General features: G+C 64.9%; 13 protein-coding genes and 1 other RNA gene. 11 read left to right on the top strand and 3 right to left on the bottom strand.

What is annotated here, in order from left to right:
- The first annotated feature begins 55 nt into the window (after positions 1 to 55).
- The 5 genes from L0F51_RS06765 (at position 56) to rnpB (ending at position 3,979) form a co-directional block, all read left to right on the top strand.
- Complete coding sequence (locus tag L0F51_RS06765; RefSeq protein ID WP_234628469.1) at positions 56 to 1,042, top strand: TRAP transporter substrate-binding protein; 987 nt, start codon at positions 56 to 58, stop codon at positions 1,040 to 1,042.
- Between the two features lie 57 nt (positions 1,043 to 1,099).
- Positions 1,100 to 1,657 (top strand): TRAP transporter small permease, encoded by a 558-nt coding sequence (locus L0F51_RS06760; RefSeq protein ID WP_234628468.1) that lies wholly within the window; start codon positions 1,100 to 1,102, stop codon positions 1,655 to 1,657.
- Complete coding sequence (locus L0F51_RS06755; protein ID WP_234628467.1) at positions 1,657 to 2,961, top strand: TRAP transporter large permease; 1,305 nt, start codon at positions 1,657 to 1,659, stop codon at positions 2,959 to 2,961. The genes L0F51_RS06760 and L0F51_RS06755 overlap by 1 nt, the downstream gene beginning before the upstream one ends.
- Before the next feature lie 3 nt (positions 2,962 to 2,964).
- The gene (locus L0F51_RS06750) at positions 2,965 to 3,495 is read left to right on the top strand and encodes a winged helix DNA-binding protein (RefSeq protein WP_234628466.1); all 531 of its coding nucleotides are present in this window, start codon (positions 2,965 to 2,967) and stop codon (positions 3,493 to 3,495) included.
- 50 nt (positions 3,496 to 3,545) lie between these two features.
- An RNA gene (rnpB, locus tag L0F51_RS06745) (RNase P RNA component class A) lies at positions 3,546 to 3,979 on the top strand.
- Positions 3,980 to 3,994: 15 nt separating this feature from the next.
- Here rnpB and L0F51_RS06740 read toward each other — a convergent pair.
- The 3 genes from L0F51_RS06740 to L0F51_RS06730 form a co-directional block, all read right to left on the bottom strand.
- A complete protein-coding gene (locus tag L0F51_RS06740; RefSeq protein WP_234628465.1) occupies positions 3,995 to 4,696 on the bottom strand; it encodes a lytic transglycosylase domain-containing protein in 702 nt (233 codons plus the stop codon).
- A gap of 129 nt (positions 4,697 to 4,825) precedes the next feature.
- Positions 4,826 to 5,584, bottom strand: a complete 759-nt coding sequence (locus tag L0F51_RS06735) for an N-acetylmuramoyl-L-alanine amidase (RefSeq protein WP_234628464.1) — start codon at positions 5,582 to 5,584, stop codon at positions 4,826 to 4,828.
- Complete coding sequence (locus tag L0F51_RS06730; RefSeq protein ID WP_234628463.1) at positions 5,581 to 6,297, bottom strand: TerB family tellurite resistance protein; 717 nt, start codon at positions 6,295 to 6,297, stop codon at positions 5,581 to 5,583. The genes L0F51_RS06735 and L0F51_RS06730 overlap by 4 nt, the downstream gene beginning before the upstream one ends.
- A gap of 627 nt (positions 6,298 to 6,924) precedes the next feature.
- On the opposite strand from L0F51_RS06730, the gene L0F51_RS06725 reads away from it, so the two are divergent.
- From L0F51_RS06725 to L0F51_RS06700, 6 genes are all read left to right on the top strand, one after another.
- Positions 6,925 to 7,380: a division/cell wall cluster transcriptional repressor MraZ gene (locus L0F51_RS06725; protein ID WP_234628462.1), complete on the top strand. Its 456-nt coding sequence runs from the start codon at positions 6,925 to 6,927 to the stop codon at positions 7,378 to 7,380.
- Positions 7,380 to 8,402 carry a 16S rRNA (cytosine(1402)-N(4))-methyltransferase RsmH gene (gene rsmH, locus L0F51_RS06720; protein WP_234628461.1) on the top strand — a complete coding sequence of 341 codons (1,023 nt, stop codon included), beginning with the start codon at positions 7,380 to 7,382 and terminating at the stop codon, positions 8,400 to 8,402. Before L0F51_RS06725 ends, rsmH begins: the two co-directional genes overlap by 1 nt.
- Positions 8,399 to 8,755 (top strand): hypothetical protein, encoded by a 357-nt coding sequence (locus tag L0F51_RS06715; protein WP_234628460.1) that lies wholly within the window; start codon positions 8,399 to 8,401, stop codon positions 8,753 to 8,755. Before rsmH ends, L0F51_RS06715 begins: the two co-directional genes overlap by 4 nt.
- A gap of 137 nt (positions 8,756 to 8,892) precedes the next feature.
- Positions 8,893 to 10,506 carry a penicillin-binding protein 2 gene (locus tag L0F51_RS06710; protein ID WP_234629363.1) on the top strand — a complete coding sequence of 538 codons (1,614 nt, stop codon included), beginning with the start codon at positions 8,893 to 8,895 and terminating at the stop codon, positions 10,504 to 10,506.
- Positions 10,507 to 10,517: 11 nt separating this feature from the next.
- Positions 10,518 to 12,032 carry a UDP-N-acetylmuramoyl-L-alanyl-D-glutamate--2,6-diaminopimelate ligase gene (locus tag L0F51_RS06705; protein WP_234628459.1) on the top strand — a complete coding sequence of 505 codons (1,515 nt, stop codon included), beginning with the start codon at positions 10,518 to 10,520 and terminating at the stop codon, positions 12,030 to 12,032.
- Positions 12,029 to 13,504 (top strand): UDP-N-acetylmuramoylalanyl-D-glutamyl-2,6-diaminopimelate--D-alanyl-D-alanine ligase, encoded by a 1,476-nt coding sequence (locus tag L0F51_RS06700; protein ID WP_234628458.1) that lies wholly within the window; start codon positions 12,029 to 12,031, stop codon positions 13,502 to 13,504. The genes L0F51_RS06705 and L0F51_RS06700 overlap by 4 nt, the downstream gene beginning before the upstream one ends.
- Positions 13,505 to 13,509 lie beyond the last annotated feature (5 nt).

Here is a 13,509-nt window from a genome sequence, read left to right as displayed (position 1 = left end):
ACAGCTGCGGGACGCCGGCTCGGGCTCTCGCGAAAAACCAAGAGGGAGAGCATCGATGTACAAGACATTTCTGGGGGCGCTCGCGCTCGCCGGCTTCGTCGCTAATGGCTTAGCTGTTACGGGTGCCCAGGCGCAGACCGCCTGGGACATGCCGACACCTTATGGCGACAGCAATTTCCACACGCAGAACATCGCCCAGTTCGCCGAGGATGTGAAAGAGGCGACGGACGGCGATCTCACCATCACCGTCCATTCGGCCGGATCGCTGTTCAAGCATCCGGAGATCAAGGACGCGGTGCGCAAGGGGCTGGTGCCGATCGGTGAGGTGCTCGTCTCGCGCCTGTCCAACGAAGATCCGATTTTCGGGCTCGATTCCGTGCCCTTTGTGGCGACGAGCTATGACGACGCCAAGAAGCTCTACGACGCGCAGAAGCCGGAGCTCGAAAAGGTGCTCGATCAGCAGGGCCTGACGCTTCTCTATTCCGTGCCGTGGCCGCCGCAGGGGCTTTACACCACCAAGGAAGTGACGAAGGTCGAAGATCTCGCCGGCCTGAAGATGCGTGCCTACAATGCCGCAACAGAGCGGCTCGCCCAGCTTGCGGGCGCAGTGCCGACGCAGGTCGAAGTGCCCGATCTGCCGACCGCCTTCTCCACCGGACGCGTGGAGGCCATGGTCACGTCTCCCTCGACGGGCGCCAATTCCAAGGCCTGGGATTACGTCAAAATCTATACGAACACGCAGGCCTGGCTGCCGAAGAACATGGTCTTCGTGAACAAGCGGGCTTTCCAGAGCCTCTCGGAGGAAGATCAGAAGGCGGTGATGGAAGCCGCTGCCGCCGCGGAGACGCGCGGCTGGGAAGCCTCCAAGACGGAGACCGAGGAAAAGACCCAGGAGCTCAAGGACAACGGCATGACGGTCGAAGAGCCGACCGACGAGCTGATGAGCGGCCTGAAGAAGATCGGCGAGACGATGGCCTCGGAATGGAGCGAGGAAGCTGGCGATCCCGGCAAGGCCGTGCTCGATAACTACAAGAGCATGTGAGGCAACACGGCCGGCTCAGATCTGAGCCGGCCGCTTCCATTCGAGCGGAGGACAACGATGCGCAAGGCGCTCGACATGCTCTATGCCGCCTCCGGGGTTGCCGCGGCTGCCGCGATCGTCGCCATTGCGGTGCTTGTTTCCGTTCAGGTGCTCGGGCGCGTGGCCGACAAGGCGCTGCAGCTTTTTGGCTATCCCGTTTATGGCTTTCTCATCCCGTCGCTGGCGGAAATCTGCGGCTTCCTGTTGGTGGCGGCATCCTTTCTGGCGCTCGCTTCGACGCTTCGCCACGGCGTGCATATCCGCGTCAATCTTCTCCTGCAGTCGGTGCCGGAGGCGGCGCAGCGGCCGCTCAATGCTCTCGTCCTCCTGGCGGGCACGGCGCTCTCCGGCTTCCTCGCCTTTCAGGGGGTGAACCTCGTGCTTGAATCCTATCGGTTTGGGGAGGTGTCTTTCGGCATCATTCCGATCCCGCTGTGGATCCCGCAGACCACGATGGCGGCGGGCCTCGTCATCCTGACGATCGCGCTCCTCGACGATCTCCTCGTGCTGCTTCGCGGACAGGTTCCGGTCTTCGCCCAGCATGAGGGCGAGGATCTGGTGGAAGGACGCGAGTGATGGGTCTCGCCACAATCTCCGCGCTTCTTGCCTTCGGGCTTTTGGGTGCGCTCGCTCTCGGCCTCTGGGTGGCGCTGTCGCTTCTCGGCGTGGCGCTCGTCGCCATTCTTCTGATGACCAACGTGCCGGCCGGCGCCGTGACGGCGACGGCGGCCTGGGGCGCGTCGAATTCCTGGGATCTGACGGCGCTGCCGATGTTCATCTGGATGGGCGAGATCTTGTTCCGCACGCGCCTGTCGGAGGACATGTTCGCCGGCATCTCGCCCTTCATGCGGCGCATTCCGGGGCGGCTTCTGCACGTCAATATCGTCGGCTGCGCCATCTTTGCCGCCGTCTCGGGCTCCTCGGCCGCCACCACGGCCATGATCGGGCGCATGTCGCTGCCGGAGCTGCGGGGCCGTGGCTACGACGAGAAGATGGCGATCGGGACGCTCGCCGGGTCCGGCACGCTCGGGCTTTTGATTCCGCCCTCGATCATCCTCATCGTCTATGGTGCGGCGACGGAGCAATCGATCGCGCGCCTCTTCATCGCCGGCATCCTGCCGGGTGCGATGCTCGCCTGTCTCTTCATGGGCTATGTCGTCGTCTGGTCGCTCGTGCGCCGGTCCGGCATGCCGGAGGCCGATCCCTCGACGAGCATGCGGCAGAAGTTTTCGGCGGCGCGCCGGCTTTTGCCTGTCGTTCTTCTCATCGTCGGCGTCATCGGCTCGATCTATGCGGGTCTTGCGGCACCGACGGAGGCGGCTGCGATCGGCGTCATGCTGGCGCTTCTGCTCTCCTGGGTGACGGGCACATTGACGAGGGCAAGCTTTGCCGAAGCGCTGATGAGCGCCACGCGCACCTCCTGCATGATCGCCTTCATTCTCGTGGGGGCGGCGGTGCTGACGGTCGCGATGGGATTTACGGGCATCCCGCGGGAGCTCGCCTCGGCGATCGGCGCGATGGATTTGTCGCCCGCCGCACTTCTGGCGGCGCTCACGCTCCTCTTTATCGTGCTCGGCTGTTTTCTCGACGGCATTTCGGTGGTGGTGCTGACGACCTCCGTCATCCTGCCGATCGTGGAGGCGGCGGGCTTCGACCTCATCTGGTTCGGCATCTATCTCGTTCTTGTCGTGGAAATGAGCCAGATCACGCCGCCGGTCGGTTTCAATCTCTTCGTTCTGCAGGGCATTACGGGGCACAACATCTTCAAAGTGGCGGTGATGGCGCTGCCGTTCTTTCTCATCATGGTGGTGGCAGTGGCGCTGATCGCGGCATTCCCGGATATCGCGCTCTTCCTGCCGCGCACGATGCTCGCAAGGTGATCCATGGCGGCGACCCCTAAACGAAGCACGGAGATCGGCCCGATCGTGTCGGCCGCGCATCTCGCGGAAGGGGGGATGCCCGCGCTGTCGGAAGTCGAGTTCGCCCTAGAGATGGCGAACAACGCCTTTTCGCGCTGGATGGTGCGCGGCATGGCCGCCGCCGGTGTGGACGGATTGTCGGCGCTCGACGTTCTCGTTCTTCACACCGTCGCGCATCGCGCACGGATGAAGACGGTTGCCGACATCTGCCTCGTTCTCAACATCGAGGACACGCACACCGTCACCTACACGCTGAAGAAGCTCGAGCGGCTCGGCCTCGTCTCCTCCAGCCGGCGCGGCAAGGAGAAGGCGGTCGCCGTCACACGCGAAGGCGAGGCGGCGTGCCTGCGCTACCGCGAAATCCGTGAGACGCTGCTCGTGGAGGCGGTGAAATCGCTCGGCCTCGACGAAGCGGAGATGAGCCGGCTCGCCGCGCTGCTCAGGGCGCTCTCCGGCCATTACGATCAGGCGGCGCGGTCAGCCGTGTCATTGTAGTCACGCCGGCGGCATTGACGCCGCCTTCCGCCAATGCCACCTGTCGCGCGCCAGCCGGCCGGACGGCCGCTTCGCCAAGTCTCGAAAGGGCGGCGGAGAGGAAAGTCCGGGCTCCATGGAAACACGACGCCGGGTAACGCCCGGCGAGGGAAGCTGCGCTGCAAAGCGCAGACGAACCTCAGGGAAAGCGCCACAGAGAGCAGTCTGCCTCTCCGCTTCGGCCGAGAGGTGAGGGTGAAAGGGTGGGGTAAGAGCCCACCGCGGACGCAGCGATGCGGACGGCACGGCAAGCCCCGTCGGGAGCAAGACCGAGAAGGGGCGGCAGGGACGAACGTCTTCGGGCGCTTGCGTCCAGGCCGGTTTTCAGGCCAGCCGCTCGGGTAGGTCGCGAGAAGCGCCGGGCAACCGGCGCTCCAGATGAATGGTCGTCACGTCGCGGGCAACCGCGGCCGTACAGAACCCGGCTTACAGGCCGGCTGGCATATTTTCCGCTGAAAAATCAGACGGTTGGGCCGACGGAGGCCAAGGCCGTCTTGACGCGACCGCAATAGGCTGTGGCGCCGGAGGTCATCCGCGTCGCGTAATGGCCGGCGTTGTAGCGCAGAAGCGTGCCGCAGGTCGTGCCGCCGCCGAGCTCATAGGCGCGGGCGAGATAGCGCATGCCCCATTCGAGGTTCGTTTCCGGATCGTAGAGCGCCTGGATCGAACCGGTATAGCCGAGGCCGCGGGCCGTCGCCGGCTTGATCTGCATGAGGCCGATCTCGCCGGCGCTGCCGGTGGCGCGCGGATTGAAGCGGCTTTCGACCATCACCACGGCGCTTGCGAGTTCCACCGGGACGCCATGCTTTGCGGCTGCCTTGGCGACGAGCGCATGCAGATCGCTGGCCGGCTTTGCGGTCTTGCCGGCCGTGTCCTTCTTCGCTTCGGCCGTTTTCTCGGGGCTCGCGACGGCGTCCGTGCTGCCGGTGCTTTTCGGCGCTGCGTCGTGCGCCCGGGCGATGATGAAGGCTTTCGAGCTGTCACCTGAGCTGGCCCGGGGCGTATGCGCGGTCTTCCGCGCGGCGGTGTCGCTCTTTTCGGTGGTGGTTTCGGATGCGGCCTGCCGCTGTGCGCCGATGATCAGATCTTTGGAGGCATCATCTGCGAAAGCAGGCTGGATGAAAGCGGCTCCAAGCAGGACCGCTGCAATCGTTCTCTTCAACTTTGACCCCTTTGCCGGTCTCTTCCGGGCGGGGCGGGTAAAAAGCCCAGATGGCCACAATGTGCGGGTTCCAAGGTCATTTGATGGAACACGACATGTGACGCAGCGGCGGGCAAGTCCCTGAACCGACTAAGCTTCGTCGATCGTGGCGAGGAGCTTGCGCAGTGTCTGGAGCGTCGAACGGTCGACGATGCCGTCGATGCGCTCGGGGCGGAAGTGCCTCTGGAAGGCGGCCACGATCGTCCGGGTGCGGTCGTCATAAACGCCGCTGACCGTGACCCCGTAGCCATAGAGAGCGAGGAGGCTCTGGACGTCGGCGACGTGCTCGCCTTCAGCGCCGAGAGCGAAGAGCGGTTCGGAGGAGGCGGGCTCCGGCGACACGAAATGACCGATCCCCGCCTTCGCAAGTTGGTGCCAGGGAAAGAGTTCGCCCGGATCGAGCTTGCGCTCGGGTGCGACGTCGGAATGGCCCAGAACACGTCGGGCCGGGATTTCGTGGCGTTTCAGGATATCCCGGCACAGGGCGATGACGCTGTCGATCTGTCGAGCGCCGAACGGCGGCAATGGCTTGCCTTCTTCGAGTGCCGCATGGCCCCAATTGGCGATCTCGATGCCGATCGAGCGGGCATTGATATCGCACGCGCCGTTCCATGAGGCGCGGCCGGCATGCCAGGCGCGATCTTTCTCGTCGACGAGCTGGAGGCGCGTGCCGTCCGTGCGAACGAGATAGTGGCAGGAGACTTGCGCGTCTGGGTCGCACAGCCGAGCGAGTGCCGCGTCCTCATGCTCCATGCCTGTATAATGCAGGAGAAGGACATCGATCGGCTCGCCGTTCCGAGAGTTGAAATTGGGCGACGGCTGCCACTCGGCGAGGGGAGTGTTGCTCATTGATCGGCGGCCGAGCCTCGCGAGGCGAAGGAGCGTCCGCGGTCGATCTCCTCCCAGGCCGCGTTGATCGCGGCCAGCCTGTCATTGGCGATCGCGATGAATTCTTCGGGCACGTTGCGTGCGATCAAGCGATCGGGATGGTTCTCGCGGACGAGCTGTCGGTAGCGATCTCGCAACTGTTTTTCGTCCCATGAGGGATCCGCGCCGAGAACCAGCCAGGGATCGGCCTCACCCATATGCACATGGCGGGCCCGGATGCGTTCGAAATCACGGCCTTCGAAGCCGAAGATGGCTGCGACCCGCTCCAGATAAGAGAGCTCGCGCTGATGCACGGCGCCGTCCGCCTTGGCGATGGCGAAGAGGGCGTCGAGAATGTCTTCCAGCATCGCCGGATCGTCCTGCAGGAGGCGGGCGGCGTCCTGCGCGTAGGCCTCGAAACCTGCAATGTCGGCGCTCGCCAGACGATAGATGCGGGCGACGTTCTTCTCGTCCGCGGGCGGGACGGTGAAGAGCCTTTCGAAGGTCTCGATCTCCTCGAAGGAGACGATGCCGTCAGCCTTCGCCATTTTTGCAGACAGGGCGATCATCGCGATCGTGAAGGCGATCTCCTTGCGCCTTTCGCTTCCCGAGAGCTGCAGCAGCACGTCGCGCAGGCCGGCGATCGCCGCGCCCGTGCGGTCGAGGAAGTCGGACAGACGCGACCAGATGCTCATGGATGTCCTGCTGAGGTGGTGAAGCGAACTGTCAGCGGCGTCGGAACCGCTTTTGTGTCCCTAGCGGGGCAAAAGTGTCCAGGCAAGAATAAGCGAATTCCTCAGCGCTTCTCCAGGCCCGGCGTGGTGCCTTGAGCCTCCATCGCCCGCCGCGAGCCTGAGCACCCGATAGTGAGCGGGCAAGGCAGCGCGACGCGAACGTCGCGCTGCCTCGGGCCGCCAGGCCGGCACCCGATCGGCCGGCGGCCGATCCCTTGCCCACTCGTCCTGTAACGGTCGCAGGGAGCTTTGCGTTCCGGCCTCGGCCTCTCTCTGTGCGTCTCTTTCATGCTGCCGGAAATCCTTGCCGGCAAAGGGTTTAGGCAATCGCGAAAGGTTCCGCTTACCGCCTGTTTACCTTGTGAGCGCATCTCTTTCAGACCATCAGAACGGTGCTCCGGCCCGCCGGATTCCATTGCAAACCATGGTATCCCATGTTATCCCATGGATACCCGGAATGGATCGGTAGGGATGATGCGCGTGGGGTTCTCGGCGCGCTTCGTCTTTCGTGTTTGCGGAATGCCGTGATCTTGCCGGGGTGGGCGGCTCGATGACCGCTATGGGGTGTGCAGGCGTATGGACGGGTTCGTGGCAACCTTCACCAACCGGCTCGATGCGAAGGGCCGGGTGTCGGTGCCTGCCCAGTTCCGTGCGGTGCTTGCGCGGGAAGGGACGGAAGGGCTGTTTTGTTATCCCTCACTCGACCAGGACGCGATCGATTGCGGCGGCGCTCGTCTTCAGGACGAGATCAGCAAGCGCCTGCAAGCCTTCGAGACGTTCTCGGAGGATTACGAGACCCTTTCCACGGCCTTCTATGCCGACAGCCGTCTCCTGAAGATCGATCAGGACGGCCGCATCATGCTTCCCGAGGAGTTCATCGAATTCGCCGGCATCAAGGATGCGGCGGTGTTTGCCGGTCTCGGCCTCAAATTTCAGATCTGGGAGCAGGAGAAGTTCCAGGCGCGCCGTCAGGTCGCCCGCTCCAGACTGCGCAGCATCATCCGTTCGCTCGACGGCAAGCGGCCGTCCGAGGGCGACGCGTGATGGGCGGGTCGGAAAGCCTGCCGAACAATTCCCCGCATGTCCCGGTGATGCTCGAGCCGGTCATGGAGGCTCTCAATGTGCGCGCCGAGGGGCGCTACATCGACGGAACATTCGGAGCCGGCGGCTACAGCCGCGCCATCCTCGAGGCGGGCGGCGCGGTTCTGGCGATCGATCGCGATCCGAGTGCGATCGCCGGCGGTGCGGCTCTTCTGGACGAATACGGGGCGCGCCTGCGTCTCGTCGAAGGCCGTTTCTCCGAGCTCGAGGCGATCGCCAAAGACAACGATTTCACGCCAGCCGATGGCGTCGTTCTCGATATCGGCGTGTCCTCCATGCAGCTCGACCAGGCCGAGCGCGGTTTTTCATTTCGTTTCGATGGCCCGCTCGATATGCGCATGGGCGCGGACGGTGCGTCTGCCGCCGACGTCGTCAACCGTGCCTCGATCGGCGATCTTCAGCGCATCATCGGCCATCTCGGTGAGGAGCGCCGTGCCGGGCGCATCGCCCGTGCGATCGCCGCGGCCCGCGAGGACGAGCCGATTACCCGCACCGCGACACTCGCCGCCATCGTCGAGAAGGCGGCCGGAGGCCGGGCTCCCGGTGCCCATATCCATCCCGCGACGCGCACCTTTCAGGCGCTGCGCATCTTCGTCAACCGTGAGCTCGACGAGCTTGTCGAAGCGCTTGCGGCCGCGGAGCAGGTTCTGGGCGAGGGCGGCCGGCTGGTCGTCGTCGCCTTCCATTCGCTCGAGGATCGCATCGTCAAGCGCTTCCTGCGTCTGCGCAGCGAGGAGCTGCGCGGTTCGCGCCATCAGCCGCTGAACGTCGGCCCGGCGCCGAGCTTCAAGGCGCTCAATCGCGGCCTCAAGGCCGATGATGCGGAAACTGCGCGCAATCCCCGGGCTCGCTCCGCGGTTCTGCGTGCGGCCGAACGCACCGCAGCTCCCGCTCACCCTCTCGATATCACGCGCCTCGGCGTGCCGCGTCTTGTCGGTGTCGCCGGGCCGGAGGCCTTCGCATGATGCGTGTTCTCAACATCGTCGCCATCGCCGCGGCGCTCATCGCGGCCTTTTCCGTTTTCAATCTGAAGTACCAGGCTGAGGGCGTCGCCAAAGAGGTCGCGGAGCTGCAGCGGCGGGTCGATCAGGAGAAGGAAAGCCTGTCGCTCCTGCGCGCCGAATGGAGCGTCCTCAACCAGCCGGAACGTGTCGAGGAACTCGTCTCGCGGCATGCCGAAGCTCTCGACCTCGCACCCGTCGAGCCGGCGCAACTTGCTGATCCAAGGCAGATACCCATGCGAAGCATCGCTCCGAGCGAGCAGGACCGTGACCTCCTGACCGGCCTCGCCGGCGACCTTGTGGAGAAACTCCAGTGAGCGTCACGACCGAAGCCTTCAAGCCGGACAATTCATGGCGGGAGAGCAGCTGGAGGCATCTCGCTTCGCGCCCACGCCAGCCGTCGATCACCCGAGCCGGCGACAATGAGCGCCTGCGCTGGCGCGTCGTTTTCGCGATGGCCGCGTTCGGCGTGCTCTATGCGGTGCTCGCCGGACGGCTCGTGCATCTGGGTCTCGCCGCCAACGGCGATGATATGCGCACCGCCGGTGCTGCAAGCGCGGTTGCGGCCGCGCGGCCCGACATTGTCGACGAGAACGGCGAGATACTCGCCACCGACATCAAGACGGCGTCACTTTACGCGGAGCCGCGCCGCATCGTCGATGCCGACGAGGCGGCCGAGCAATTGTCGCTGGTTTTTCCGGACTTCGATCGCGAGCGGCTGCGGCGCGATCTCGCCACCAATGCCGGCTTTCTTTGGCTGAAGCGCGAGATCACGCCGGATCAGCGCCGGCGTGTGCACGAGCTCGGCCTGCCGGGCATCGGCTTCGTTTCTGAAAATCGCCGTTTCTACCCTGGCGGCCCGACCGTTTCCCACATTCTGGGTGCGGTCAACGTCGACAATCAGGGCATTGCCGGCATCGAAAAGTATATCGACGACAGCGGCCTTGCCGACCTGCATCAGGCGGGCTTTGCGACCGAACACGGTCTCGAACCAGTCAAGCTCTCCATCGATCTGCGTGTCCAGCATGCGGTCCGCAGCGAGCTCGAGACGGCGATGGACAAGTACACCGCCAAAGCCGCCATCGGCATCGTGCTCGACGTGAAGACCGGCGAAGTCGTGGGCATGAGCTCGCTGCCCGACTTCGATCCGAATATCCCGGCCCAGGCTCTCGACAAGGACCGGCTCAACCGCGCCACCGTCGGCGTCTACGAGATGGGCTCGACCTTCAAGACGTTTACGACGGCCATGGCCCTCGATTCAGGGCTGGTGCACCTGAACGACACGTTCGACGCGAGCAAGCCGCTGCGCATCTCGGGCTTCACCATTCACGATTTCCACGGCAAGCACCGGGCTTTGAGCGTGCCGGAGATCTTCATCTATTCGTCGAACATCGGCACGGCGAAGATGGCGCTCGCATGCGGCATCCCCATGCAACAGGAATTTTTGGGCAAGCTCGGGCTCCTCGACGAGTTGCGCACCGAATTGCCGGAGGCCGGCGCACCGCTGAAGCCGCGGGAGTGGACCAAGCTCTCCTCGGTCACGATTTCCTTCGGTCACGGCATTTCGGTGTCGCCGCTGCAGACGGCTGCGGCCGGTGCGGCGCTGATGAACGGCGGCTATTATATTCCGCCGACGTTCCTGCCGCGCGACGAGCGGACCGCAGCCGAGCTTTCGCGCCGGGTGGTCAAGCCTGAGACGAGCGCCGATATGCGCAAGCTGATGCGGCTCAACGTCCTCAAGGGGTCCGGCCGCCGCGCCGCCGTTCCTGGCTACCGCGTCGGCGGCAAGACGGGGACCGCCGAAAAGGTGGTGAACGGCAAGTACGCGAACGACAAGCGCCGCAATGCCTTCCTGTCGGCTTTTCCGATCGACGATCCCCGCTATCTCGTGCTGGTGGTCATCGACGAACCGAACCCGGAGAAGCCTGGATTGCCCGCCACGGCCGGCATGAATGCCGCCCCCACGACCGCCGCCATCATCCGCCGGATCGCCCCGATGCTCGGCATCAAGCCGCTCCTCACCGATCCTGAAGAGGATCTGGCGACGACGATTGCAGCCATCGAGTAGGTGACAGGTCGATGGCTTCCGACAAGGCCTACCCACCGCGCCGGCTCGGCAAGCTCTTCGGCGACGAAGCTTCCGTTGCCGACGATGCCGCCGAGGTGTGGATCTCCGGACTGACCGCGGACAGTCGCGAAGTGGTCCGGGGGACTCTCTTCGCTGCGCTGCCCGGTACGAAATCCGATGGCGCTTCCTTCATTCCGGATGCGGTGAAGAAGGGTGCCGCCGCAATCCTCACCGGCACGAAGCGGCTCCCGGAAGACCCCGGCGTGCCCGTTATCCATGCCGCCGATCCGCGCCGCGCGCTCGCAGTTGCGGCCGCCAATTTCTTCGGACGGCAGCCGGAGCGTGTGGTCGCCATCACCGGGACGAGCGGCAAGACCTCGGTCGCCGTCTTCACACGGCAGATTTTCGCTCATGCGGGGCTGAAGGCGGCGAGCCTCGGGACGATCGGGCTCGTGACGTCGGATGGCCAGACGAAGCCCGGCCTGACGACGCCGGATCCGGTTTATCTGCATCGCACGCTTGCCGATCTCGCCAAGTCGGGCGTCACGCATCTGGCGCTCGAAGCCTCCAGCCATGGCCTCGACCAGCGGCGGCTCGACGGCGTCAAGCTCGCGGCGGGCGGCTTCACCAATCTGTCGCGCGATCATCTCGATTATCACAAGACGCTCGAAGAGTACCTTCTCGCCAAGCTCAGGCTCTTCGAGGTGCTTCTGCCGGAAGGTGCGGCCGCCGTGGCCGATGCCGATCAGAAGGAAGCGATGCGGGTGAGGGCGATCGCCCGGCGTCGCAATCTCTCCTATCTGTCGATCGGCAAAGCGGGCGAGACGCTTCGGCTCCTTTCGGTCACGCGCATGCCGGACGGGGCTCGTCTGCTCCTCGAAGTGAACGGCGAGAAACGTTACGTGCCGCTGCCGCTCATCGGGGAGTTTCAGGTCTCCAACGCCTTGATGGCCGCATGCCTCGCCATCGGAGCCGGGCTTTCGGTCGATCAGGTGCTTGCGGCCCTGCCGGAGCTTCAAGGCGCGCCGGGGCGGCTGGAGCTCGTCGGGAGCCATCCGAACGGGGCGCAGGTTTTTGTCGATTACGCACACAAGCCGGGCGCGATCACGGCAGCGCTTCAGGCGCTGCGTCCGCACACGCAGAACCGTCTCGTCATCATCTTCGGGGCGGGCGGTGATCGCGATCCCGGCAAGCGCGAGCTGATGGGCGAGGCCGCGCGGGAGGCCGCCGACCGCGTCATCGTCACCGACGACAATCCGCGCAGTGAAGATCCGGCGTCAATCCGCCAGGCCATCATGGCCGCGGTGCCGAAGGCCCGTGAAATCGGCGACCGGCGCGAGGCCATTCGGCAGGGCATTGCCGGTCTCGAAGCCGGCGACATCCTGCTCGTGGCCGGCAAGGGGCACGAGACGGGCCAGACGGTCGGCGATCAGGTTCTGCCCTTTTCCGATCAGGAGGAGGTGCGCAAGGCGCTGGCGGAACTTGGCAGCGAAACTCCGCAAGAGGCGAAGGAACAGCCCTTATGAACCCTTTGTGGCGGATAGCCGAGTTCCTGGCCGCCACAGAAGGGCGGCTGGAAGGTGGGGCGCCTCAACCGGCCTTGGCCGGAGACGAGGATGCTGGCGCGATCTCGCCCATGGCCATCACCGGCATCTCCATCGACAGCCGCTCGGTCGGTCCTGGTGAGGCCTTCTTTGCCATCAAAGGCGATCGCTTCGACGGTCACGATTTTGCCGAGGCGGCGCTGAAACAAGGTGCCGCGCTCGCGGTCGTCTCCGAAGATCGTCTTGCGGAACTCTCCGGCGGACCCTTCGTGGTCGTGCCCGACGATCCCTTGAAGGCGCTCGAACGCCTCGGCATTGCCGCACGCGAGCGCTCGCATGCCAAGATCGTCGCGGTGACGGGCTCGGTCGGCAAGACCGGCACGAAGGAAATGCTGCGGCTCGCCTTCTCCCTTCTCGGCGAGACGCATGCGCCGGTCGGATCCTTCAACAATCATTGGGGTGTGCCCCTGACGCTCGCGCGCCTGCCGGAAAAGGCGGCTTTCGGGATTTTCGAGATCGGCATGAACCATGCCGGCGAGATCCGGCCGCTGACGCGGATGGTGCGACCGGACGTTGCGATCGTCACGACCGTCGAACCCGTGCACATCGAGTTCTTCGGGACTGTCGAAGCGATTGCCGATGCCAAGGCGGAGATTTTCGAGGGGCTCGAAGAGGGCGGAACAGCGATCCTCAATCGCGACAACGGTCAGTTCGACCGTCTGGCCGGAGCGGCCCGGGCGCGGGGCGCGCGTATCGTCAGCTTCGGCAGCCATCCCGATTGTGACGTCAGTCTCGTCGGTCTCATCGAAGAAGCCTCGGGCAGCCGGGTGACCGCGGATGTCTTCGGGGAGAGCGTGCAGTATCGGCTGGGCGCGCCCGGTCGCCATCTGGCGACCAATTCCCTGTCCGTTCTTGCAACGGCTGCGGTCCTTGGAGAGAGCCCGTCGGCTGCGGGCCAAGCGCTGTCGCAGTTTGCGGCCCCCGTCGGACGCGGGGCACGCACGCAGCTTCGCGTCGGCGAGGGAAGCTTCACCCTCATCGATGAAAGCTACAATGCCAATCCGGCGTCGATGCGTGCGGCGATCGCGCTCCTGGGTGCGGCCGAGCCGGGTCCGAACGGTCGCCGGATCGCCGTTCTCGGCGATATGGGCGAACTCGGCGAGCATGGGCCGGCTTTTCATGCCGAGCTTGTTGATAATCTTGCAACAGCCCGCGCCGATCAAATCTTTCTGGTCGGACCGCTCATGCATCATCTTTGGAATCACTTGCCGGAACGGGTGCAGGGAGCCTATGCCGAAACGGCGGGCGAAATTGAGCCGATTCTTCTCGATGCGATCCGGCCGGGCGACGTGGTGATGGTGAAAGCCTCCCTGCTCACCGGTCTCGGCAGAGTGGTTGCGGCAATGAAAGAGCGGTTTCCCGCAAGAGATCCAAGCGAAAAAGAAGAGAGCTGAGACGG

The sequence above is a fragment of the Afifella sp. H1R genome, from assembly GCF_021462425.1.
GTDB lineage: Bacteria > Pseudomonadota > Alphaproteobacteria > Rhizobiales > Afifellaceae > Afifella > Afifella aestuarii.
This window is presented reverse-complemented; position numbering and strand designations above follow the sequence as displayed.